This is a genomic window from Methylobacterium sp. J-077 (assembly GCF_022829365.1).
Classification (GTDB): domain Bacteria; phylum Pseudomonadota; class Alphaproteobacteria; order Rhizobiales; family Beijerinckiaceae; genus Methylobacterium.
In genome coordinates this window covers 145,051-167,403 of sequence record NZ_JAKSYJ010000102.1, presented here as the reverse complement: position 1 = coordinate 167,403, position 22,353 = coordinate 145,051, and the positions used below count along the sequence as shown (strand labels likewise).

At 71.0% G+C, this 22,353-nt stretch carries 17 protein-coding genes, 1 pseudogene and 1 riboswitch; of the genes and pseudogenes, 8 read left to right on the top strand and 10 right to left on the bottom strand.

All coding sequences use genetic code 11. The features are described from left to right. Positions 1 to 71 precede the first annotated feature (71 nt). The gene (locus tag MKL11_RS09250) at positions 72 to 785 is read left to right on the top strand and encodes an alpha/beta fold hydrolase (protein ID WP_243942451.1); all 714 of its coding nucleotides are present in this window, start codon (positions 72 to 74) and stop codon (positions 783 to 785) included. Here the strand turns inward: MKL11_RS09250 and MKL11_RS09245 are convergent. The 4 genes and pseudogenes from MKL11_RS09245 to MKL11_RS09230 form a co-directional block, all read right to left on the bottom strand. After that, on the bottom strand, positions 752 to 2,188 hold the full coding sequence (locus MKL11_RS09245; protein WP_243942450.1) for an RluA family pseudouridine synthase: 1,437 nt from the start codon (positions 2,186 to 2,188) through the stop codon (positions 752 to 754). The two genes, MKL11_RS09250 and MKL11_RS09245, sit on opposite strands and share 34 nt — an antisense overlap. A 308-nt stretch (positions 2,189 to 2,496) precedes the next feature. Further along, positions 2,497 to 2,677 (bottom strand): annotated as a pseudogene (locus MKL11_RS09240) (DNA mismatch repair protein MutT); the annotation flags it as partial. Between the two features lie 100 nt (positions 2,678 to 2,777). Next, the gene (locus MKL11_RS09235) at positions 2,778 to 3,803 is read right to left on the bottom strand and encodes a substrate-binding domain-containing protein (protein ID WP_243942449.1); all 1,026 of its coding nucleotides are present in this window, start codon (positions 3,801 to 3,803) and stop codon (positions 2,778 to 2,780) included. A 67-nt stretch (positions 3,804 to 3,870) separates the two neighbouring features. After that, the gene (locus tag MKL11_RS09230; protein ID WP_243942448.1) at positions 3,871 to 5,571 is read right to left on the bottom strand and encodes a methyl-accepting chemotaxis protein; all 1,701 of its coding nucleotides are present in this window, start codon (positions 5,569 to 5,571) and stop codon (positions 3,871 to 3,873) included. A gap of 279 nt (positions 5,572 to 5,850) precedes the next feature. Further along, positions 5,851 to 6,046, top strand: a riboswitch (cobalamin riboswitch). 292 nt (positions 6,047 to 6,338) lie between these two features. Here MKL11_RS09230 and MKL11_RS09225 point away from each other — a divergent pair. Both MKL11_RS09225 and MKL11_RS09220 read left to right on the top strand, forming a co-directional pair. Then, positions 6,339 to 8,525: a TonB-dependent receptor gene (locus MKL11_RS09225; protein WP_243942445.1), complete on the top strand. Its 2,187-nt coding sequence runs from the start codon at positions 6,339 to 6,341 to the stop codon at positions 8,523 to 8,525. After that, a complete protein-coding gene (locus tag MKL11_RS09220) occupies positions 8,522 to 9,982 on the top strand; it encodes a PepSY domain-containing protein (RefSeq protein WP_243942443.1) in 1,461 nt (486 codons plus the stop codon). Before MKL11_RS09225 ends, MKL11_RS09220 begins: the two co-directional genes overlap by 4 nt. An 81-nt stretch (positions 9,983 to 10,063) precedes the next feature. Here MKL11_RS09220 and MKL11_RS09215 read toward each other — a convergent pair whose 3' ends face one another. From MKL11_RS09215 to MKL11_RS09195, 5 genes are all read right to left on the bottom strand, one after another. Continuing rightward, positions 10,064 to 11,146 carry an oxidoreductase gene (locus MKL11_RS09215; RefSeq protein WP_243942441.1) on the bottom strand — a complete coding sequence of 361 codons (1,083 nt, stop codon included), beginning with the start codon at positions 11,144 to 11,146 and terminating at the stop codon, positions 10,064 to 10,066. A gap of 99 nt (positions 11,147 to 11,245) precedes the next feature. Continuing rightward, positions 11,246 to 13,393, bottom strand: coding sequence for a TonB-dependent receptor (locus tag MKL11_RS09210; RefSeq protein WP_243942439.1), 2,148 nt, complete (start codon positions 13,391 to 13,393; stop codon positions 11,246 to 11,248). A 285-nt stretch (positions 13,394 to 13,678) separates the two neighbouring features. Beyond that, entirely contained in the window at positions 13,679 to 14,302 is a 624-nt protein-coding gene (locus tag MKL11_RS09205; RefSeq protein WP_243942438.1) for a MarR family winged helix-turn-helix transcriptional regulator, read from the bottom strand. An 84-nt stretch (positions 14,303 to 14,386) separates the two neighbouring features. Then, positions 14,387 to 14,776: a response regulator gene (locus MKL11_RS09200; protein WP_243942436.1), complete on the bottom strand. Its 390-nt coding sequence runs from the start codon at positions 14,774 to 14,776 to the stop codon at positions 14,387 to 14,389. A 133-nt stretch (positions 14,777 to 14,909) separates the two neighbouring features. After that, a complete protein-coding gene (locus MKL11_RS09195; protein WP_243942434.1) occupies positions 14,910 to 16,175 on the bottom strand; it encodes an adenosylmethionine--8-amino-7-oxononanoate transaminase in 1,266 nt (421 codons plus the stop codon). Between the two features lie 138 nt (positions 16,176 to 16,313). Between MKL11_RS09195 and MKL11_RS09190 the strand changes: the two genes are divergently transcribed. From MKL11_RS09190 to MKL11_RS09175, 4 genes are all read left to right on the top strand, one after another. Beyond that, positions 16,314 to 16,466 carry a hypothetical protein gene (locus MKL11_RS09190; RefSeq protein WP_243942432.1) on the top strand — a complete coding sequence of 51 codons (153 nt, stop codon included), beginning with the start codon at positions 16,314 to 16,316 and terminating at the stop codon, positions 16,464 to 16,466. Between the two features lie 34 nt (positions 16,467 to 16,500). Then, entirely contained in the window at positions 16,501 to 17,634 is a 1,134-nt protein-coding gene (locus tag MKL11_RS09185; RefSeq protein ID WP_243942430.1) for an aminotransferase class I/II-fold pyridoxal phosphate-dependent enzyme, read from the top strand. 72 nt (positions 17,635 to 17,706) lie between these two features. Further along, positions 17,707 to 18,216 carry an OsmC family protein gene (locus MKL11_RS09180; RefSeq protein WP_243942428.1) on the top strand — a complete coding sequence of 170 codons (510 nt, stop codon included), beginning with the start codon at positions 17,707 to 17,709 and terminating at the stop codon, positions 18,214 to 18,216. Between the two features lie 5 nt (positions 18,217 to 18,221). After that, positions 18,222 to 19,076: a class I SAM-dependent methyltransferase gene (locus tag MKL11_RS09175; RefSeq protein ID WP_243942426.1), complete on the top strand. Its 855-nt coding sequence runs from the start codon at positions 18,222 to 18,224 to the stop codon at positions 19,074 to 19,076. Between the two features lie 11 nt (positions 19,077 to 19,087). Here the strand turns inward: MKL11_RS09175 and MKL11_RS09170 are convergent, their stop codons facing one another. Next, positions 19,088 to 20,683 carry a gamma-glutamyltransferase family protein gene (locus MKL11_RS09170; protein ID WP_243942424.1) on the bottom strand — a complete coding sequence of 532 codons (1,596 nt, stop codon included), beginning with the start codon at positions 20,681 to 20,683 and terminating at the stop codon, positions 19,088 to 19,090. A 134-nt stretch (positions 20,684 to 20,817) separates the two neighbouring features. On the opposite strand from MKL11_RS09170, the gene MKL11_RS09165 reads away from it, so the two are divergent. Further along, positions 20,818 to 22,353: a cation:proton antiporter gene (locus MKL11_RS09165; protein ID WP_243942422.1), complete on the top strand. Its 1,536-nt coding sequence runs from the start codon at positions 20,818 to 20,820 to the stop codon at positions 22,351 to 22,353.

Genomic DNA, 22,353 nt, shown 5'->3' with positions numbered 1-22,353 from the left:
GACCGTCGGGTCACGGTCCGCGCTCCACCGGCGATATCGGGCCGCCGAGGAGCGATACCCGTGACTGCCCGATGAGCCTCGTCCTGCTGCCCGGCTTCATGACCGATCCCGACCTCTGGGCGGACATAGGCCCGCTTCTCGCGCCGCTCGGCCCGATCCTGCACGGCGACCTGAGCCGGGACACCGCCATCGACGCCATGGCCGGGCGGGTCGCCGCTGAGGCGCCGGACCGATTCGCGCTGGTCGGCTTCTCCATGGGCGGCTACGTCGCCCGGGAGATCGCCCGGCTCGCGCCGGATCGGGTCCAAGCGCTCGTGCTGATCGCCACCTCGGCCCGCGCCGACACCCCGGCCCAGGCGCGCCGGAAGGCGGCGGCGGTCGAGAATGTCCGCCGCCAGGGATTCTCCGGGCTCAGCCGGGCCGCGATTCTCGGATCGATCCATCCGGACCGGGCCGGCGACGCGGCCCTGATCGCCCGCATCCGGCAGATGGGCGACCGCCTCGGCGGTGAGGTGTTCCTGCGTCAGGCGGGGCAGGCGCGCGCGAGCGACCGCGACCGGCTCGGCTCCATCGCCTGCCCGACCCTGGTGGTGGCCGCCGCCCAGGACGGCCTGCGCAGCCTCGACGAGGCGCGGGAGCTGCAGGCCGGCATCCCCGGCGCCGTCCTGACGGTGATCGACGGCTCCGGCCACATGCTGCCGATGGAGGCCCCCGACGCCCTGGCGGAGGCGATCGTGCCGTGGCTGCAGGCTCAGCTCTCCGGCGCCTCGACGATCGGGTCGTAGCGGGAGGCGTCGAAGCCCAGGAGGTTCCAGCTCTGGGCCATGTGCGGCGGCAGCGGTGCGCTCACATCCACCGGCCGGCCCGTGCGCGGATGCGGGATCACGATCCGGCGGGCGAGCAGGTGCAGGCGGTTCTGGATGCCGCCGGGCAGCTCCCAGTTCTCCACGGAAAAGTATTTCGGGTCGCCGACGATCGGATGGCCGATATGGGCGGCATGGGCGCGCAGCTGGTGGGTGCGGCCGGTGACCGGCTTGAACGACAGCCAGGACAGTTTCTGGGCGGCCTGATCGACCATCGCGTAATAGGTCAGCGCATGGCTCGCGCCCTCGTCGCCGTGCTTGGCGACCCGCATGCGGGCATCGGCATCGGTCGGCTCGTCCTTGGCGAGGTAGGTCGAGACCCGCCCCTGGCGCACCCGCGGCACGCCCGCCGTGAGCGCCCAGTAGATTTTTCGCGCGGCCCGCGAGCGGAAACTCTTCGCGAGCGTGGCTGCCGCCAGCCGGGTCTTGGCGATGATCAGGCAGCCGGCCGTATCCTTGTCGAGCCGGTGGACGAGGCGCGGCTTCTGCCCGTCCGCCCCGGTCAGCGCCGCGAGCAGCCCGTCGACGTGGCGGACCGTGCCCGACCCGCCCTGGACCGCGAGGCCGAAGGGCTTGTTCAGCACCATCATGTCCGCGTCCTCGTAGAGGATCAGCGAGCGCAGGAACTCGGCATCGTCCTGCTCCCGGGCGGCGCTGCGCGGGCGCTCGGTCGGCTGGTCGAGGCGCAGGGGCGGCACGCGCACGCTCATGCCCGGCTCCAGCCGGTCGTTGGGCTTGGCGCGCTTGCCGTCGACCCGCAGCTCGCCCTTGCGGACGATGCTCTGGACCCGGGTGAAGGGCAGGAGCGGGAAGCGCGCGGTGAGGAACCTATCGATGCGCATGCCGGCCTCGTCCGCCTCCACCGTCAGGGTCTGCACCCCGGAGGCGAGGGTCGCGGAGGCGGCGGCGCGCTGCTCGCGCCGGGTCGGGCCGGCCGGCGGCGCGGACGGTTCCGGACGCGACTCGACGGATCGGGTCTGCGCCTTCGCGGCCGGCCTGGCGCTCGGCCGGGGCGGCGCCTTGCGCGGGGGCGGGGCCTCGTCGCGCGCGACCGGGGCAGGCCGCGGCTTCGGCTTCGCGGCGGCTGCGGCAGCCGCCGCGACGGCATGGGGCGTGCCCTGCGCGGTCCAGGGATCGCGGGTGCCGGCATCGTCGCCGCTGTTGCGGGCGGCGCGCTCGGCGGCGTCGCGGGCGCTGGTGCGCGGGCCGGTGCGGGCGCGCCCGTCGGACTGGAACTTGCCAGGCGAGAACTTGCCGGAGGAGAACTTGCCGGCTCCGGGCTTGCGCCCGTTCGGGCCGCCGCGTGGGGGTGGTCGTGTCGTCATGATTCCGCCAGCACCCGTCTCCGCTTCGGACAGAACGTCCGGGCGCATCGGCCGCGGCGTCGCGGAGGACCCGGACCGATGGGGTCGCCCGGCTCTAGCATCGCGGGGGCGCAGCGGCAAAGGCGGGACGGTCGATCGCACAACCGTCGGTATTTCAAGCCGGTATCGCAGAGCACGGTCGCGGCGACCGCGTCGACCGACTCGAGCAAAGCCGCGGCGGCGCGCGCCCCCGGCATCCGCGCCCGCTGCGGGCTGTTCCCGGCCGACAGGGTCACGATCAGCGGCTGCGCAACGCCGCACACCGCCCGGAATTCCCGCACGAGCGCCGCGTCCGCCCGCTCGCCGAATTCGACGCTGCCCCCGAGCGGCCGCACGCCTTTCAGGCGCCCGTCATCGGCCTGGACCTCGGCGACCAGCAGCCGGTGCCCCCGCCGGGGCAGGCCCAAGGCCTTCCCGCGGATCTCGGAAGGGGGGGCGCCAGACCGTCATTCGGGCGTCGTATCGTGCCCCCCGGAGCGCGACAACGCCCCGAAGCGCCCGGCTCCAGCCGGAGCTTGCCGGATGGCGAGCTCGCGTCCGGCGGGCGGGCTCACTTGTTCCTGTAGCGCGGCAACGTCTTGTCGGTGACGAGGTCGAAGGCGACCCAATCGTATTGCTGCACCGGTTCCCGCCTGATCAGCTTCACGGCGTCGTCGATCGCCCGGCCACCCTCGACGGCCGCGTCCTGAAAAATGGTCACCATCATCCGCTTCTGATCCAGCGCCTCCAGGCCATCGGGCGTTCCATCTACGCCGCCGATCAGGATCCGACCCGGCGGGATCTTGGCTGCCTCCAGGGCATCGGCCGCGCCCATCGCCATCTCGTCGTTGTTGGCGGCGATCAGGTCGATCCTCTGGCCTTTGGCGAGCCACCCGGCGACGAGCGTCGCGGCCTTCTTGCGGTCCCAGTCCGCGGCCTCTTCTTCGACGATCGAGATCCCGGGGAACTCGGCCAGCACTTCCTTCACACCCTGCGTCCGCAGGACCGAGGCCGAATGGGATGACGGGCCGCGGATGATGGCCAACCGGCCGGCACCGTTCGTCGACCGGGCCATGATCCGCATCTGCAGCCGGCCGGCGACCAGATCATTGGGCAGGGCCAATGCGACACGTCCGGAAAACCAGTCCTCGCGCGGACCGTTGTTGACGTCAACCAATGGAATGTTTGCTTCCTGCGACAGCTTGGTGATTTCCCGGGTCGCCGCGAATTCGACCGGGAGGATGACAATCGCGTCGACCTTCTCGCGGATGAAGCGCTTCACCTGCTCGACCTGCTTCGCGCCGTCCCCGGTCTCGGCATATTCGAACCGCACGGAATGGTCGGGATAGGTCTTCGCACGCGCCGCGAGGCCATCGCGCAGATATTGGAAGAAGGCGACGGGCGGCACCATCGAGACCCCGATGGTCGTCGCCGAAGCGCGGCCGGCGATCAACGCGAGCCCCGCGCCGAGCGCCAGGGCCAGCAGGCCTCTCGTCCCGCGGCCCGTGCCGCTACCGGCCCGGCGACGGGCGGCGGCAACGCCCGCTCCGGCGACTTCGCGGCCCGTGACGGCACCGGTTCGAAACTCTGACGCCATGAAACTTCCCCCCTCTGCGACGGATCACGTCGATCGCCGCCGTCGCCCCTCTCTCAGCGCCCTGGCGTCACGCCGCCCGGATCGTCCGGAGGAACTGGTTCACTTCACCGCCGAGTTGCTCGGCCTGACGGGACAGGCCGTTCGCCGAATCGAGGACCTCGCTCGCCGCCCGGCCCGCGCTCTGGGCGATGTCCGAGACGCCCGCGATGTTGGTCGTCACCTCTTCGGTCCCGGTCGCAGCGTGGGAGATGGTGAGCACGATGTCCTGGGTCGCCGTGTTCTGCTGTTCGACCGCCGCAGCGATCGAGGCCGCGGCACCGCTCATGTCCCGGATCCGGGTCGAGATGCCTTCGATGGCGTGGACGGCCTCATGGGTGGAGCCCTGAATGGTCGCGACGTGACGCGCGATATCGTCGGTCGCCCGAGCCGTCTGGCCCGCGAGCGCCTTGACCTCGGAAGCGACCACGGCGAAGCCGCGCCCGGCCTCGCCGGCGCGGGCCGCCTCGATCGTGGCGTTAAGCGCCAGCAGATTGGTCTGGGCGGCGAGGTTGGAGATGATCCCGACGACGTCGCCGATCCGGGCTGCGGCGTCGCTCAGCGCCTGGACGAGGTTGCTGGTCTGCGTCGCCTCCTCGGCGACACGATGCGCGACAGTGGACGCGATCTCGGCCTGGCGGCCGACTTCCCGCACCGACAACCCGAGATCGCTGGCGGCGGCTGCCACCGTCTTGACATTGGTAGCCGCTTCCTCCGCCGCCGCAGCCACGGCGGTGGACTGGCTCGCGGTCTCGCCTGCGATGCCGCTCATGGTCTCGGCGGTCGTGTTGAGGTGGGTTGCTGAGGATGCCAGGGCCACCACGATGCCGCCGACGGCCGTCTCGAAGCGCGTTGCCATCTCGCGCATGGTGGTCTGCGCTTGCCGGTCCGCCCGCGCACGCGCCTCGCCAGCCTCCGCCTCCAGGGCGCGGTTCTGGAGCATGTTGTCTTTGAAGACCTGGACCGCGCGTGCCATCGCGCCGATCTCGTCGCGCCGTTGAGCAGCGGGGATTTCGGTGGTGAGATCGTTTCCGGCGAGCTTGCGCATCACGTCGGTGATCGTCGCGATCGGCGTCGCGACGCGGCGCACGATGAGGAAACCGATCGCCAAGGTCAGGAGCGCGACGACGCCCAGCCCCACGGCCACGGCGGTGCGCGACATCCGGCCGACGGCGTCGGTTTCCGCGACGCGTTCGGCGACGCGCGCCCGCCGATGATCCAGCACCGTATTGACGGCCTTCTTGAACATTTCGGCATCGGCACGCAGCGCGCCGGCGAACACGGTGTCGGCCTGCTCGCGTTCGCCCGCCCGGTCGAGCGCCAGAGCCTCGGCTTCGACCGCGAGGAAATGCTGCCACGCCGCGCGCAGACGATGGGCGATGTCCTGTTCCTCGACCCCGGAGATGGTCGGAGCATAGGCGCTCCAGGCGGCGGAGAACGCCTCCTCCACGTGCGTGTTCTCGGCCGTATAGCTCCGCCGCTCGTCTTCGCTGCGCGCGCTATGGGCAAGGATACTGAGGGCCCGGAACTCCTGACTGAGTTCATTCATCCTCGCGAGACCGGCCACGACTTCGAGCTCGTCCGCCATCGCATGCGCAGCTTCATTCACCCGCTCGATACGGGAGATCGAGAACACCCCGACCGACATCGAGAGCGCAAACAATACAAATAACGATATTCTAATGAGATTTCTTAAATTGAATTTGCTTTCCGGCGACGTCTTTTCTGTCATGTTGATTGCTGCCCGATTTAGAATTTGGGCTATCCTGAACGTTGAGTGTGTCACTTTCGTGAATTTTACATCTCGCACTGCAGTGATTCAATTTTCTTCTACAATGATACTTATTCCCGATCATATAAACTATATTTATCAGATTGCCATCAATGCTGAGCAAATGCTTGTCTTTGAACCGCACGACTACTCTCGATATACGGATATCCGGGCGTCGAACGCCACGATCGGATCCATATCGGATCTGTATCGTGGCGCTTGACGCCGCCGTAACGTACAGCCAAGCTATTCCGCGACGGTTCCCTTCGGGGATCAAAAGGGAACGCGGTGTGGGGCCTGCTCCGAAACCGCGGCTGTCCCCGCAACTGTGAACGGTGAGCCCTTCACCACCACGTCACTGGGTCTTGGCCCGGGAAGACGGTGCGAGGGCGGCGACCCGTGAGCCAGGAGACCTGCCGTCAGCCGTGGTCACACGCGAAACGCGCCGGGCGGGGTGTCCTGGCGGGTGTCGAGACGCCCGTGCGCGAGCACCGGGCGGCGCGGCCTCGTTCGCGGTGACGTGCCACAGCAAGCGCGCCCGCGTCCCAGTTCCCGATGCTCTCCCTTGACGTGCCGATCCCGGCCGCGCGTCCGCGCGACCCGATCCTCCGCCCGGGCCCCCGCGCTCCGGCGAAGCCCGTTCCGGCACGTCATCGTAATTGTGATGTTATTACATTGCTTTTAGGGCATCCAAGCCGGCGCTCGCCGCATACGGACCCCCTCACGCCATGTCACGATCCAAAAACCCGCCCCGCGGCCGGCGCGCGCCGCTCTGCGGTGCCCTGCTCACCCTCCTGGCGAGCCCGGCCGCGTCCCAGGAGGCGATTGCCCTCGACCAGCTCTCCGTCGAGGGGGAGGGCGGCGTCAGCCTGACCCGCGCCGCACCCACCGGTCTGAACCTGCGCACCCCCGACCGGACCGCCAGCCGGCTCGGCCTGACGCCCTTGGAGACCCCCGCGAGCATCGACATCGTATCCGGGGAGACCGCACGGCTGCGCGGACAGGACACGATCGCCGAGGCCGTGACCCAGGACGCCACCGGCATCACCACGATCGCGGCGCCGGGCAACGGCAACGGCGCGTTCACGTCCCGCGGCTTCGCGGGGCCGAACTCGATCCAGCAGCTCTACGACGGCACCCGCTTCTATGTCGGCGCCAACACCGTCACGTTCCCGTTCGACACCTGGAACGTCGAGCGCATCGAGGTGCTGCGCGGGCCGTCGTCGGTCCTGTACGGCGACGGCGCCATCGGCGGCGTGATCAACGTCGTGCCGAAGAAGCCGGTCTTCGTGCCGATCAACACCGCCCGCACGGTCATCGGCACCGACGGGGTCGCGCGGCTCGCGCTGGATTCGGGCGGGGCGCTCGGCCGTGAGGAGTTCGGTGAGACCTTCGCATATCGCCTCAACGTCAGCGGCAACCGCGCCGACGGCTGGATCCGGCCGGAGGGCGATTTCCGCAATCTCGCGGTCTCAGCCGCCCTGCTGTTCCAGCCGAGCCCGGACCTCGCCTTCACGGTGAGCCACGACCTCGGCTACCAGGAGCCCGCACGCTACTGGGGCACGCCCCTGGTCGAGGGCAGAATCCCGGACCTGATCCGGTTCAACAACTACAACGTCCGGGACGCGAAGATAACCTGGGCGGATAACTGGACCCAGTTCAAGACCGAGTGGACGCCCTCGGCCGACATCACGGTCCGCAACACCGCCTACCGGCTCACCAGCCGGCGCCACTGGCTCGATACCGAGCAATATATCTACAATCGCGGCACCGGACTGGTCGACCGCAGCGATGACCTCGAGATCTATCACAGCCAGGAACAGGTCGGGAATCGCCTGGACGCGAGCGTCAAGGGCAGCCTGTTCGGCCTGCCCAATGCGTTCGCGGTCGGGTTCGACGTGAACCACATCGACTTCCGCCACACGAACAATTTCTACTTCGAAGAGACGACCCCCAGCGTGCCGCTGACCGGCTACGATCCGGGCTGCTTCCCGCAGACCGGGCGGGCGCGGCCGGCCTACGCCACGCAGACCAGCCAGGCCTCGGTCTTCGCCGAAGACCGGGTGATCTTGTCCGACAAGTTCTCGTTCCTGACCGGCGTGCGGCTCGACGTGCCGACGCTCCACCGGCAGGACCTGCAAACCGGTTCGCAGTTCGAAAAAACCTATCAGGCGCTCGGCTACCGGTTCGGCCTCGTCTACAACCCGACGCCGGACAGCGCGCTCTACGCGCAATACAGCTTCGCCACCGACCCGGTGAACAGCCTCATCACGCTCAATCAGTCGCTGGCGGGGTTCCAGCTCGCCACCGGCACGCAGGTCGAGATCGGCGCCAAGGGGCTGGCCTTCGACGGCGCCCTGGACTGGACATTGGCCGGCTACCGGATCGTCAAGGACAACCTGATCTCGGCCGTGCCCGGCCAGCCGACCCTGTCGACCCAGGTGGGGAGCCAATCTTCGCAGGGGTTCGAGCTGGCGCTGGGCTGGCAGTTCGCCCCGGGCTGGCGGCTCGACGGCAACCTCGCGCTGCTGCACGCGCAATACGATGCCTTCGACCAGAACGTGGGAGGCGCCACAATCTCGTATGCCGGCAACCAGCCGATCGACGTGCCCGAGCGGGTCGCCAATCTCTGGCTGACCTGGGACTTTGCCCGCGCCTGGACGGCGCGCGTGGGGCTCCAGAACGTCGGCCAGGTCTACAGCGACTTCTCCAACACGGCCCGGCGCCCGGCCTACAACCTCGTCAACCTCGTGCTCGACCATCAGGTGACCGCGGATTCGCGCCTGAGCCTGCGGGTCTACAACCTGTTCGACAAGGTCTACGCGATCAGCGGCAACGCCGTGAACGGCGTCGGCACCAACTGGCTGCTCGGCCGGCCGCGGTCGGTGGAAGTCGCCTACACGGTGACGTGGTGAGGCGCGGGATCAGCAAGGCGGCCCGACGCTGGTTGCTCCTGTTCCACCGCTGGGCCGGGATTGCCACGGGCTCGTTCTTTGCCCTGTGGATCGGCTCCGGGCTGGTCATGCTCTACGTGCCGTTCCCGGCGCTCACCCCGTCCGAGCGCCTCGCGCTCCTGGCGCCGATCGCCTGGGATCAGGTCGCGGTCGCGCCGGATGCGGCGCTCGCGGCTGGCGGCCTCGCGGGCGTGCCGGCGGCGTTCGGCCTGGAGATGCGCGGCGATGAGCCGGTCTACCGGATCACCGGGCGCGACGGGGCGCGGGCGACGGTCTCGGGCCGGACCGGCGCGCGGCTCGGCCCGGTTGAGGCCGAGACGTCCCTTCGGCTCGTTGCCGGGGATCGGCCGGGCGCCCGCGTCGCCCCGGTGGAACGGGACCAGTGGACCGTCACCGCCCGCTACGACCCGCTGCGGCCGTTCCACAAGGTCGCCCTCGGCGATCCTGCGGGGACCGAGCTCTACGTCTCGCAGGTCACCGGCGAGATCGCCCTGGATACGACCCGGTTCGAGCGCGCCTGGAACTGGCTCGGCTCGGTGCCGCACTGGATCTACCTGACGCCCCTGCGCGCCCGGGCGGAGCTGTGGCGGACGGTGCTGCTCTGGCTCTCGGGCTTGGCCGCCCTCGGGGCGCTCAGCGGCCTCGCCGTCGGGATCTGGCGCCTGCGCCTGCGCCGCCGCTACGCCACCGGCGCGGTGACGCCCTATCGCGGGCTGGCGCGCTGGCACCACCTGTCCGGCCTCGCGGGTGGCTTGGCGCTCGGGGGGTTCATCCTGAGCGGCTGGATCTCCATGAACCCGAACCGCTGGTTCGCGTCGAACGCACCGCCGGCGGGGCTCGGCGCCGCCTATGCCGGGGCGCCCGGCGACATCGGCCTTGAGGCTGGTCGGCTCCGCGGCCTCGCCGGACCGAACGCCCGATCTCTCCGATTCACCGCCATCGGCGGCCGCTGGTGGGTGGTCGCCGAGGCGCCGGGCAGCTTGCGTGCCGTCGCCCCGGACGCCGGCCCCGGCCCCGATGCCAGCATCCTGGCGGAAGCCGCCGCTGCGGCGATCCCCGACGGGCACCTGCGGGCGACCCAGAAGCTCAGCGCCTACGACGCCTATTGGTACCCGCACGGGTCCGACCCACGGCCCCTGCCGGTGCTGCGCCTGCGCTTCGACGACCCGGCCGCCACCTGGCTCAACATCGACCCGCGCGACGGGACGATCCTCCAGCGCCTGGACCGGTCCGGCCGCATCAATCGCTGGCTGTTCGACGCCCTCCACCGCCTCGACCTGCCGATCCTGACCCGCCGCCCCGCCCTGCGCGACGCCGCGCAGTGGCTCTTGAACCTGCTCGCGGCCGGGATCGCGATCACCGGGATCGTCGCGGGCTGGCGGCGGCTCGGCCGGAGTTTTTCGCCGCGGGCTCGGTAAGGCGGCACGCGGCGGCCTTTTGAGACCTCCTGTCGTTCCGGTGCGCCGCCCTCGACCTGCGTTTGGCAGCGCCCTTCGACCCTAAGCGCGTGGCGCTGCCGACCCTTCCCGCTCCTCCGCCGTAAGCGCCAGCGCGACGGACGTCCCGGTCCGTGCCGAGATCAGGGCCGCCTCGATGCAGGCCATCACCTGAAGCGCCTCCAGCGCGGCGACATGATCGATCGTGCCCTGGGCGATCTGTCGGGCCACGCCCTCGTAGTAGCGCCGCTGATCCCCGGCCACCGCAGGCGCGTGCGCCACCGACCCGGTGCCGTCGTGGATCGCGAGACCGTCCGGGTCCTCGCCCCATCCCGGGGCGCCGGGAACCATCCCGGCCAGGAGCTGCTGCTCCTGGATGTCGAGGCGTTGCTTGACGAGGCTGCCGGCCTCGCCGTGGACGACGAAGCGGGGCGAGCCGCCGGCGACCAGCATGCTGGCCTGCAGCACCGCGCGGAGAGCCGGATACTCCAGCACCACGTGGGCCCAGTCGTCGGACAGGGCACCGGGGCGCAGCCGCGCCACGCTCGCGGTCACCCGGTCGGGCAGGCCGAACAGCTGGACCGCCTGATCCACGAGGTGGGGCCCGAGATCGTACCAGATGCCGCTCCCCGGTCCGGCCCCCTCCCGCCAGCGGTCGCGGATTTGGGGGCGGAAGCGGTCGAAATGCGATTCGAAGTGCCGGACCTCGCCGATGACGCCGTCCGCGATGGCTGTCCGGACGGTGAGAAAGTCGCTGTCCCAGCGCCGGTTGTGGAACACGGACAGCATCCGGCCCTGGCGCCGGGCCAGCGCCACCAGCCCGCGCGCTTCGGCAAGGTCCAGGGTGAAGGGCTTGTCGATGACGACGTGCTTGCCCGCCTCCAGGGCGAGCCGGGCCAGCGGCGCGTGGGTCTCGTTGGGCGATGCGACCACCACGAGGTCGACGGCCTCCGAAGTCGCGACCGCGCCGGGATCAGTGATGACAAGCATGCCGGGCAGGTCGTCATGGACCTTGGCGGGATCGCGCGAGCCGACCGCCCGGAGTTCGAGCGCCTGAACGGATCGGATCAGCGGGGCGTGGAAGGTCTTGCCGGCATAGCCGTAGCCGATCAGGCCGACTCGGATTGGTGTCGTCGCGCTCGCCATTCAGGTCTCATCGGATCCCGGTCATCGGGGCCGCACGATCATAGACGCGTGGCCGCGCGGGTTCACACCATCCGGCGGGCCCGCCGTCCAGGGCCGTTCCTAGAACCGCGCCGTCAGGAACAGCCGCACGTTCCGGCCCGGCAACAGGATCTCGTCCTTCTTGAACGAGGTCGAATTGCGGATGTCGGCGTCGAGCAGGTTGCGGCCCTGGACGCCGAGGGTGATCGCGCTGGCCCCGTAGACCGCGGGGTCGACCGCCTGGGTGTAGCTCAGCTCGGCGCGCAGGTCGTCGTAGCCGGGGGTGGGGGTCTCGAACCGGGCGGTCGCCTCGTGGCTGAAGGCGTGGAGCAGGTTCACCCGGGCGAACCAGCCATCCGCCCGGAGGTAGACACCGCCGCCGACCCGATAGGGCGGAATGCGCGGCACGTTGGTGCCGTCGTCGAACTGGGCGCGGACGAAGTCGAACTGCGCCTCGATCCCGGCGAAGCCGTTTCCGACCGGCACGAGATCGACCTGCCCGATGATCTCGGCACCGTAGAAGGTGGCGTTTTGCTGCTGGTAGACGATCTGCCGGTTGTCGGTGCCGGTGCCGGTGCCGCAGGAGGCGAAGCCGTCGTCGCAGGTCAGCCCCGTATAGTTGCGGTAGATGAAGCCGGTGTAGCGCGTGTAGTAGCCGGTGGCGTCGAGGCGCAGCGGTCCCTCGGCCCGCCGGATGCTGGCTTCCACCGTACGGGCGCGCTCCTTCTTGAGGTCGGGGTTGCCGATCTCGAAGGTCGCGGTGGCGTCGTGCGGCCCCTGCGAGAACAGTTCGTAGCCGGTCGGCCCGCGCTCGACGTAGGAGCCGGTGAGGCTCGCCACGAACCCGTAGGGCAGGTCCTGCAGGGCGCCGAAGCTGGCGCTCTTCGGGGCGAAGCGCCGGGTCCGGGCGTACTGGACCGGGTCCTGCCCGTCGACCGGCACGTAATCGGCCGGGAACTGCGCGGCCGTGCTCGACAGCCGGTCGACCTCGTAGCGCCCGGCCGCCTGCAGCCGCGTGCCCGGGCGCAGTTCCAGCTCCTCGAACAGGTAGACCGCGTTGGCGCGGGACTCGGTCTTGGGCAGGAAGGATTCGAGCTGCGTGTTGATCACGCGCCGGTCTGACTGGAAGCCCAGCGCGCCGGTGAGCGTGCCGAGTTCGGTGAAGACCGGGACGTGCTGCAGCTCGAGGCGCCCTTCCGCCTCGCGGTTCTTGAGGATCGCCTGGACGCCCTCGATCCCGTCCGCCCCGAAGCCGACCTCGTCGTGGCGGTAGACCGAGTAGCCCGCCCAGTAGCGGATCACCTCGAAGGGGCCGTCCAGCGGCCGGTACTCGCCCCGGGACAGGACCCGGTCCTGGTTCGGGGTCAGGCGGGTGCGGTCCTGCTCGGCCACGCCGCCGGGGATCGCATAGACCGCGTCGTAGTGGCTGAACGAGAGGCCGACGAAACCGCGGTCGCCGATCGCCGAGATGCCGACCGCGCCGCCCTGCGACTCGTTGTAGGAATTGCGCTGAATGCCGCCGGGGATCGCGTAGCTGTCGGCGCCGGTCTTGAAGCCGTCGGCGTGGACCGCGATGCCGTCGCCGCCGGCATCCACCGTGGCGGCGCCGAGCCGGCCGTTGTCGACGCTTGAGACGCCGGTGGTGGCCTGCCCCTGCACGCCGTTGGCCGGGATGAAGGTCGGTACCCGATTGTTGTCGGCCGAGACCACGCCGCCGGTGGCGCCCGAGCCGTAGCGCAGGGTCGCCGGGCCGCGGATCACCTCTATCCGGTCGGAGACCAGCGGGTTCACCGGAACCGCGTGGTCCTCGCCGAGGTCGGAAACGCCACCGTTCACGATGCCGTTCTCCTGGATGCGTACCCGGGCATTGTCGAGGCCGCGGATGATCGGCCGTGAGGCCGCCCCCGGTGCGTAGGTCGTGCCGGAGATGCCCGGCCGGTCGAACAGGGCGTCCCCAAGGGTCCGGGCCTGATCGCGGGCGATCTGGTCCTGGGTCACGACGGTAACGGGCGAGAACGTGTTGGTCGCCACCGGCAGGATGCCGGTCTGAAGCGGGGGCGCAGGCTCGACCGAGGGCCGGGTCGCCTGGACCGGGCTCGGGCTGGTGACGCTGATCTCGTCGAGGGCGACCGCCTGCTGCGCCCGTGCTGGAGCGATCGACAGGGTCGCGAAGAGGGGTGCCGACAGGGTCGTGCCGGCGAGGAACGCAAGGCGAAGGGCTGGGGGCATCGAAGCTCACGAAATGTTATAGTGTTTCATTCGCGTGCCGTAATGATTGAGCGCAAGGGCTGGGCAAGGGGTAGAGGTCGGAAAGTGAGCAACGTTACATCGTTGCAACATCGTCGCGGATGCAGGGAGGCTGCTGCGCCGCGACCCGCACGGCGCACGTGCGAGGGCGTCATTTGCGCCGCACGCCGACACTGCGAGGGCAGCGAAGCAACTCACGAAGACGCCACGGTCGGAGAACGCGCGCTGCCCTGGGTTGCTTCGCTGCGCTCGCAATGACGGATCGCGTCAGATCGCGATCGCCTCGGCCTCGTCCGCCTCGATCTCGGCGTCGACATCCGTGACCTGGCCGGAGGCGCCGGCCGCCTCGGCGAGCCCGCGGGCGGCCTTGCGGAGAAGCTTGCGCAGGCGGCGCCGGTCGGTCTTGTCGAGATGGTCGAGCAATTCGGCCTCGACCTCTTCCTGGATCCGTTCGATCGCCTCGGCCTTCGCCAGGCCGGACTCCGTGAGCTGCACCCGCACCACCCGCCCGTCGCCCGATTCGGCCCGGCGCTCGACGATGCCGAGCGCGGCCAGCCGGGTCACCGTCTTGGAGGCGGTGGGAGGCCGCACCCGCAGGAGGGCGGCGAGGTCGCCCATCGTCATGGTGCCGGCGGCGGCCAGCGCCTGGACCACCTGCTCCTGCCCGGCGAACAGGCCGAGCTTGGCCAGCCGGTCGCCGGTTCGGGCGCGGTGCAGGCGCGCGGCCTGCACCAGGGCCCAGCCGACGCTGCGCACGCCGGGCGGCCGCATCTTCTTGGACGACCCTTCGGACGCGCCCGCGTCCTTGATCTCACGATCGCGTTTCTGCTTGTCGCCCACCGGAGCGCCCGCATCTATGCCGGCGGCCGCCGGACCATCCTGAACCTGCACCGTCCACTCCCGTCCATGGCCGCCCGGGTTCCTGTGGCGCGGGCCGGTGACGGTGCGATGACGGGGGCCGAAAAGGCCCTGCGCTCAACAGGGCATCAAGCGCTTGAGCCGGTCAAGGATGTCCTCGCCCGTGCAGGGACGGGCGATGAAGTCGGCATGGGAAGGCATCCGGGCCGGGTCGGGCGCCGCCCGCCCGGACACGATGAGAATCGGCAGGTGCGGCCGGGCCTCGGCCACCGCGCTCGCCAGATCGAACCCGTCGGTCTTCCCCGAGAGCTGGACGTCCGTCACCAGCCCGCAGATGTCCGGGCGCGCCTGCAGAATGCTGAGCGCCCGCTCGGCGGAGGCACATTGCACCGTGTCGTAGCCGCCATCCTCCAGCACGTCCCCGAGGTCCATGATCGTCAGCGCTTCGTCCTCGACGAGGAGGATCACCGGCCGATCGCCACCCGAAACCGTCTGCTCGCTCGCCACTGTGTACTCCCTCCGGCAGCGTCCGACCGCGAGGGCCGCCGCACGCGTTGTCAGCCGTGAGCCCAACGGCAGAAACGGTTCCGGGTTGCAGGCCGGCGTGGTGACGCCTCGCGGGATCGTGTGGCGGATGCGCTCAGGCGAGCGCCGCGGCCTGCCCGGGAACGACGGCTACAATCGCCTCGATCAGCCGATCGAGATCGCCCGGCGGGATGGTCAGGGCGGGGGTTAGATAGACGATGTCGCCGAACGGCCGCACCCAGACGCCCCGGTCGAGAAAGGCGGCCTTCAGGGCGGCGAGGTCGGGGGCGCGGGCGAACTGCACGGCCCCGATGGCGCCGAGAATCCGGACATCCGCCACGCCGGGCAGGCCCGTCAGGCCGGCCAACCCGTCCGCGAGCCGGCGCGAAATGGCACCCGCCTGATCCAGGCGCGGCTCGGTCTCGAACAGGTCGAGGCTGGCATTGGCCGCCGCGCAGGCGAGCGGATTGGCCATGAAGGTCGGGCCGTGCATCAGCGCGGCGGCCGGATCCTCGGACCAGAACGCCTCGAACACCTCCGTCCGGGCGATGGTGGCGGCGAGCGCCATGGTGCCGCCGGTGAGCGCCTTTGAGAGGCACAGGATGTCGGGCACGATCCCGGCCTGTTCGCAGGCGAACAGGCTGCCGGTACGGCCGAACCCGGTGAAGATCTCGTCGGCGATGAGCGGCAGGCCGTGACGGCGGGCGAGGCGCGCGATCGTCGCCAGCACCTCCGGCGGATGCAGGACCATGCCGCCGGCGCCCTGGACCAGGGGCTCGACGATCACGGCGGCCAGCGTCTCGCGATGGGCGGCCAGCGCCGTATCCAGCGCCTCGGTCCCGGCCGGGCTCCGCGGCACGTCACAAAAGATCTGGGTGGGCAGGTAGGCGCCGAAGCGGCGATGCATGCCCTCCTCGGGGTCGCAGACCGACATCGCGCCCATCGTGTCGCCGTGATAGCCGCCCCGGAAGGCCAGGACCTTAGTCCGGCCGCTCGCCCCGCGGTTGAGCCACATCTGGGCGGCCATCTTCAGCGCGACCTCGACGGCGACCGAGCCCGAATCGCTGAAGAAGACGTGGTCGAGATCCCCCGGCAGCAGCGCCGCGAGCCGGGCCGCCAGCCGCTCGGCCGGGGCATGGGTCAGCCCGCCGAACATCACGTGGGGCATCCGCGTCAGCTGGTCGGCGACGGCTTGGGCGATGTGCGGATGGTTGTAGCCGTGCACCGCCGTCCACCAGGAGGCGATGCCGTCCACCAGTTCACGGCCATCGGCCAGCACGATGCGGCTGCCCCGCGTCGCCACCGCCTCCAGGGGCGGGGGCGCCAGCCGCATCTGCGTGTAGGGCCGCCACAGGTTTTTGTTCGATCGATCGGACGTCATGGCCGAGGGATGGGCGGCGGGGCTTGGGTGGTCAAGCGGGGGCCTTCTCTGGTCTCGGCGCACCGCGACGCATATCCTCAACGCGCCGGAAGCGCCGTCCGTAATGACGGCCCGGCACCTGCTCGGAAGCCTGCGGGAATGAGCTGGTCCGATCTCGACCTCATGGCCCTCGGGCCGGTGCTCGCCCTTGCGGCGGCGCTGTTCATCTCCCTCTCGGCGACGATGGGGCAGGACAACCACGTGCGGAAGGCACCTGGCGCCGTCGAGGGGCATCGCGCTCCGCCACCTTGACATCCACCGCCGCCACGGCCCCATCACCCATCCGATGGACAGCCTCGACGCCTTCGCCCGCACCAAACTCGACGCCCTGGAGGCCGGCAGCCTGCGGCGGCGGCTGACGCCCACCGAGCGCGGCTCCGGGGCGGCGGCGGCGCGCGGGGGCCGGGCGCTCGTGTCGTTCTCGTGCAACGATTATCTCGGCCTGTCGCACCACCCCCGGGTGATCGCCGCCGCACAAGAAGCGGTCGCGGCCTATGGCGCAGGGGCGGGCGGGTCGCGGCTGGTCACCGGCGACCATCCGGTTCTCGGGGCGCTGGAGGATCGTCTGGCGCGGCACAAGGGTGCCGAGGCCGCGCTGGTGTTCGGCAGCGGCTATCTCGCCAATCTCGGGATCACCCCGGCGCTGGCCGGGGGCGGCGATCTCGTGGTGCTCGATGAGCTGTCCCATGCCTGCATGTGGGCCGGGGCGCGGCTGTCGGGGGCCACGGTCCTGACCTTCCGCCACAACGATCCAAGTGATCTGGCGAAGGTGCTGGCCGAGAACCGTCCGCACCACGCCCGCGCCCTGGTCCTGACCGAGCGGGTGTTCAGCATGGACGGAGATCGGGCGCCGATCGGCGACATCCTGAGCGTCGCGGAAGACTTCGACGCCTGGACGCTGGTCGATGACGCCCACGGGATCGGCGTGGTCGAGGACGGGCCGCGGGCGCCGCTTGAGATGGGCACCCTGTCGAAGGCGCTGGGCTCCTACGGCGGCTATCTCTGCGCCTCGCGGCCGGTGATCGACCTGATGACCAGCCGCGCCCGGAGCTTCGTCTACACCACCGGCCTGCCCCCAGCCTCGGCCGCCGCGGCGCTCGAAGCCCTGGCGATCCTGGAGGCGGAGCCGGCGCGCCGCGCCCGGCCGCTCACCCTCGCCCGGCGGTTCACGGCTCGCCTGGGCCTGCCCGAGGCCGAGAGCGCCGTGGTTCCGGTGCTGGTCGGCGACGCGCAGGCGGCGCTCGCCATCTCGGCGGCGCTCGAAGCCGCCGGCTTCCTCGTGGTGGCGATCCGGCCGCCGACCGTGCCGGCCGGGACCGCGCGGCTGCGCGTGGCGTTCTCCGCCGCCCACGACGAGGCGCAGGTCGACGCCCTGGCCGAAGCGGTGGCGGCGCTGACGGGACGCGCTTCCCGTCCCTGAGCGGGGCGCCTATACCGCGCTTGAGACGCTCCCGCCCAAGAGGAGCCCGCGACACCGAGAGGACGACGACCCATGGACGCCACCGCTCTGCGAGCCCTCCAGGCTCCGATCAAGGACCAGTACCGTTCGGCCCCGGATTCGGCGGTCGTCACCCTGAAGGCCCGGGGTACGCTGGACGACACCAAGATCGCCTGCAAGGTCGAGACCGGCCGCGCCATCGCGGAGGCCGGGCTGCACCCGGCCAGCGGCGGCTCCGGGCTGGAACTGTGCTCCGGCGACATGTTGCTCGAAGCCCTGGTCGCCTGCGCGGGCGTGACCCTGAAGGCAGTGGCGACCGCGCTGGAGATCCCGCTCCGGTCCGGCACGGTCAGCGCCGAGGGCGACCTCGACTTTCGCGGAACGCTCGGCGTCGACAAGGAGGCGCCGGTGGGGTTTCGCAGCATCCGGCTGTTCTTCGAGCTGGACACCGACGCGCCGGAGGACAAGCTCGCGCAATTGCTCAAGCTCACCAAGCGCTACTGCGTCGTCTTCCAGACCCTGAACCACAAGCCCGACCTGTCGGTCGCGGCGACGACGGCCTGACGGCCATGGCCGGCGGCATCACCCAGGCCGAATACTGGAACGGCGAGGTCGGGACCCGCTGGGCCCGCAACCAAGCGGTGCTCGACGCGGTGTTCGCGCCGCTGACCGAGGCCCTGTTCGCCCGCGCGGCTTTGCGCGGCGGCGAGTCCGTGCTCGATATCGGCTGCGGCTCGGGCGCCACGACCCTGGAGGCTGCACGCCGGGTCGGGCCGCAGGGCGCGGTGACCGGCGCCGACATCTCGGCGCCGCTGCTGGCGGTCGCCCGGAGCCGGGCCGAGGCGGAGACGGGCGCCGCGCCGATCCGGTTCGTCGAGGCGGATGTCGAGACAGCCGATCTCGGCAGCTACCAAATGGCCCTGTCGCGCTTCGGGGTGATGTTCTTCCCGGATTCCGCCCGGGCTTTCGCCAACATCCGCCGGATGCTGCGCCCGGAGGGCCGGCTGACCTTCCTGTGCTGGCGGGCGCTGCCGGAGAACCTCTGGGTGACGGTGCCGCGCGAGGCGGTGGTGCCGCTGCTGCCGGAGAGCCCGCCGCCCCCGGCTCCGGACACGCCCGGCCCGTTCCGCTTCGCCGCGGCGGATCCGCTGGTCGCGCTGCTGCGCGGGGCCGGCTTCGGCACCGTGGCCTGCGATGCGGTCGACCGCGACGTGGTGCTCGGCCAGGGCGACACTGATGTCGAGGCGGCAGAGGCCGCGGCGCATGTGGCGCTCAATCTCGGGCCGACCGCGCATCTCGTGCGCGAGGCCGAGCCCGATCTGCGCGCCCGGGCCGAGGCCGCCGTCACCGCCGCCCTGCGCCCGCACGCGGAGGGCGGCTCCGTCAGACTGCGCGCCGCCTGCTGGCTGGTCCAGGCGGCCTGAGCAGCGCGCTTTCAGAACCCCAGCGCGCCGCCGTCGGAGCGCGGGTCGTGCATCGCCTCGATCCGCCCGTCCCGGGCGCGGCGCACCAGCATGCCGGCATGGCCCAGCGTGTCGCTGTAGGGCATTCCGACCGGCTCGATCTGGTGGCCCATGCGCTCCAGCGCCGACAGGATCGCCGGGTCGAACCGATCCTCGACCTTCACGCTGAGCGACGGCGCGCCCCAGGTCCGGCCGTAGAGCAGCCGCGGCGCGTCGACCGCGTCGGCGACGGAGACGCCGTAATCGGCGTAGCGGCAGAAGATCTGGGCCTGGAATTGCGGCTGGCCGTCGCCGCCCATCGCGCCGTAGGCCATGACCCGGCCGTCATCGAAGGCGGCGAGCGCCGGGATCAGGGTGTGGAACGGGCGCCGGCCCGGCTCCAGCGGGTTCACGGCGGCCGGATCCAGCGAGAACGAGACGCCGCGGTTGAGCCAGTCGATCCCGGTGCGCGGCAGCACCACCCCGGAGCCGTACTCCCAGTACACCGACTGGATGTAGGAGACCGCCAGGCCATCCCGGTCGATCGCCCCCATCCAGACCGTGTCGCCGGGGGAGTCGCGCAGGGGCACCGTGGCGGCGCGCTTCATGTCGATGCGCGCGGCTTCCCCGGCGAGGAAGGCGGGTTCCAGGAAATCGTCCGGGTCGTGGCGCAGGCGGCCGAAATCGGTCACCACCCGGTCGCGGATTGCGAAGGCCCGCTTCGTCGCCTCGATCAGCCCGTGATAATGCGCGACGCTCTCCGGGGCGGCGACGTTGAGCCGGTCGAACAGGCCGAGGATGATCAGAGCCGCTAGCCCCTGGGTCGGGGGCGGGAAGTTGAACAGGGTGGCGTCGCGGCGGCGCAGGGTCAGCGGCCTGCGCTCGGCCGCCTGATAGGCCTTGAGGTCGGCCCGGGTCACCGGCGCATCGAGACGCTCCAGGTCGGCGCCGATCTCGTGGGCGATGTCGCCCCGGTAGAAATCGTCGAGGCCGGCATGGGCGAGCTGCTCCAGGGTCGCCCCGAGGGCCGGCAGCTTGCGGATCTCGCCGGCCCGGTAGGGCTTGCCGTCCTTGAGGAACGTCGCGGCGAAGTTCGGGGCCTCGTACAGGGTGTCGCCCGCTTGCGGTTTGTAGCGCTCCTCGCTGGGCGAGACCGGCACGCCGTCGCGGGCCTGGGTGATCGCGTCGGCGAGCAGCACGTCCAGCGGCAGGCGGCCGCCGAGCGCCTTCGACAGCGCCAGCGCCAAGTCCCAGCCGCCGACCGCGCCCGCCACCGTCACCATGGCGTCGGGGCCGCGCGACGGGATCGTGTCGTAGCCCTTCTCGCGGTAACGCTGGATCGTGGCGAGGCGCCCGGCCGGCCCGCAGGCCTCGATGCCGCGCACCCGGCCGCCGCGCTCGCGGACCAGCCAGAAACCGTCGCCGCCGATGCTGTTCATGTGCGGGTAGACCACGGCGATCGAGGCCGCCATCGCCACCATCGCCTCGATGGCGTTGCCGCCCTGCGCCAGCACGGTCCGGCCGGCCGAGGCGGCGAGGTGATGGGGCGCGGCGACGGCGCTGTCGGAGAAGACGGGGGTCTCGGGCATCGAAGATCCTGTGGTGTTCCGGTCGCAGCGTTAGGCAAGTCGGCGGCCGCCGCAAGGTCTCGCGGTTTCCCGAGCCGTGATCGGTTCCGCCCGCGGCACCTGGAACGGGCGCGGGCCCGCCCTCTTTCAGGCCTATGGTGATCTTCGAGTGGGTTGTCGGCGTCCTGTTCGGCGCCGTCCTGTTGGCCGCGCTGGCGCGGCGGCTGGGGGCGCCGTACCCCGCCTTCCTGGCTTTGGGCGGCGTCGGCCTCGCCTTCGTGCCCGGCGTGCCGAACCTGCGGCTCGACCCCGAACTGGCGCTCGCCCTGTTCCTCGCACCCGTGCTGCTCGATGCCGGCTTCGATGCCTCCGTGCGGGACATGAAGGCGGATTGGCGCGCGGTGTTCGGGCTGGCGGTGGGCGCGGTGGCGGTGACGACGCTCACCGTCGCGTTCGTGGCCCATCTGATCGTGCCCGACATGCCGGTCGCCGCCTGCATCGTGCTCGGCGCCGTGGTCGCGCCACCCGACGCCGTGGCAGCCCTGGCGGTGCTGAAGCATGCGCCGATGCCGCATCGACTCGCCACGATCCTGCGCGGCGAGAGCCTGCTCAACGACGCCGCCTCGCTGCTCATCTACCGGCTGGCGGTGGCGGCCGCGATGGCCAACGGCTTCCATCCGGCCGAGGTCGCACCCGCCTTCCTGCTCGGCGTCGTGGCGAGTCTGGCGGCCGGGCCCTGCCTGGGCCTGGCCTTCGTCGCCCTGACCCGCCGCGTCACCGACCCGGCGAGCGCGATCGTGATGCAGTTCGTCGCCGCCTTCGGGATCTGGCTCGCCGCGGAAAAGCTGGAGCTATCGGGGGTGCTGACCATCGTCGCCTTCGCGGTCACGGTCGCGCGCCGGGCGCCCGGGATCACGGCGCCGCGCACCCGGGTGATCTCCTACGCGGTGTGGGACACGGCGGTGTTCGTGCTCAACGTCCTGGCCTTCATCCTGATCGGCATCCAGATCGACCCGATCCGGGACCGCTTGACCGGCGGGGATGCCTGGCAGGCGATGTTCCTGGCGGCGGCGATCTTCACCACCGTGGTGGTGACGCGGCTCGCCTGGGTCCTGCCCACCACCGGCCTCAAGGGGCTCGGCCTGCGTCAGGCGGGCGCCCGGGCGAAATACGGGCCGGGGCTCGCCCTGTCCTGGGCCGGGATGCGCGGCATCGTCACGGTCGCGGCCGCCCTGGCGCTGCCGATGGCGTTCCCGCACCGGGACCTGGTCGTGTTTACCGCCTTCTTCACGGTGCTCGGCACGCTGATCGTCCAGGGGCTGACCCTGCGTCCGCTGCTCGCCTACCTGAAGCTGGAGGATGACGATCCAGTCGGGCGCGAGGTCGGCTGGGCCCGGGCCGCCGCCTACGAAGCGGCTCTCGAAAGCCTGTCGGAAGCCGGCGAAGAGCCGGCGATCGAGTCCCTGCGGGCGGAGTTCCGGTCGGCGCTCGAGGAGGCCGAGGCCCACGAGGAGGGCCGCGCCCCCGAGAGCCTGCCCTCGGACGCGGCCCGCCGCCGGTCGGTGGAGGCTGCCCGCAACGCGGTCCTGTCCCTGCGCCGCCAAGGCCGGATCGGCGACGACGCTTACTTCTTGCTGGAGGAAGAGTTCGACTGGGCCGAACTCAACGCGACGCCGAAAGCGGAGACCTGA

Bases quoted from the DNA above. Each gene is read 5' to 3' on its own strand.
- MKL11_RS09215 (WP_243942441.1), bottom strand. From the start codon at position 11,146: ATGGCGAGCGCGACGACACCAATCCGAGTCGGCCTGATCGGCTACGGC.
- MKL11_RS09250 (WP_243942451.1), top strand. From the start codon at position 72: ATGAGCCTCGTCCTGCTGCCCGGCTTCATGACCGATCCCGACCTCTGG.
- MKL11_RS09210 (WP_243942439.1), bottom strand. From the start codon at position 13,393: ATGCCCCCAGCCCTTCGCCTTGCGTTCCTCGCCGGCACGACCCTGTCG.
- MKL11_RS09175 (WP_243942426.1), top strand. From the start codon at position 18,222: ATGGCCGGCGGCATCACCCAGGCCGAATACTGGAACGGCGAGGTCGGG.
- MKL11_RS09225 (WP_243942445.1), top strand. From the start codon at position 6,339: ATGTCACGATCCAAAAACCCGCCCCGCGGCCGGCGCGCGCCGCTCTGC.
- MKL11_RS09230 (WP_243942448.1), bottom strand. From the start codon at position 5,571: ATGACAGAAAAGACGTCGCCGGAAAGCAAATTCAATTTAAGAAATCTC.
- MKL11_RS09235 (WP_243942449.1), bottom strand. From the start codon at position 3,803: ATGGCGTCAGAGTTTCGAACCGGTGCCGTCACGGGCCGCGAAGTCGCC.
- MKL11_RS09185 (WP_243942430.1), top strand. From the start codon at position 16,501: ATGGACAGCCTCGACGCCTTCGCCCGCACCAAACTCGACGCCCTGGAG.
- MKL11_RS09190 (WP_243942432.1), top strand. From the start codon at position 16,314: ATGAGCTGGTCCGATCTCGACCTCATGGCCCTCGGGCCGGTGCTCGCC.
- MKL11_RS09165 (WP_243942422.1), top strand. From the start codon at position 20,818: ATGGTGATCTTCGAGTGGGTTGTCGGCGTCCTGTTCGGCGCCGTCCTG.
- MKL11_RS09180 (WP_243942428.1), top strand. From the start codon at position 17,707: ATGGACGCCACCGCTCTGCGAGCCCTCCAGGCTCCGATCAAGGACCAG.
- MKL11_RS09170 (WP_243942424.1), bottom strand. From the start codon at position 20,683: ATGCCCGAGACCCCCGTCTTCTCCGACAGCGCCGTCGCCGCGCCCCAT.
- MKL11_RS09245 (WP_243942450.1), bottom strand. From the start codon at position 2,188: ATGACGACACGACCACCCCCACGCGGCGGCCCGAACGGGCGCAAGCCC.
- MKL11_RS09195 (WP_243942434.1), bottom strand. From the start codon at position 16,175: ATGACGTCCGATCGATCGAACAAAAACCTGTGGCGGCCCTACACGCAG.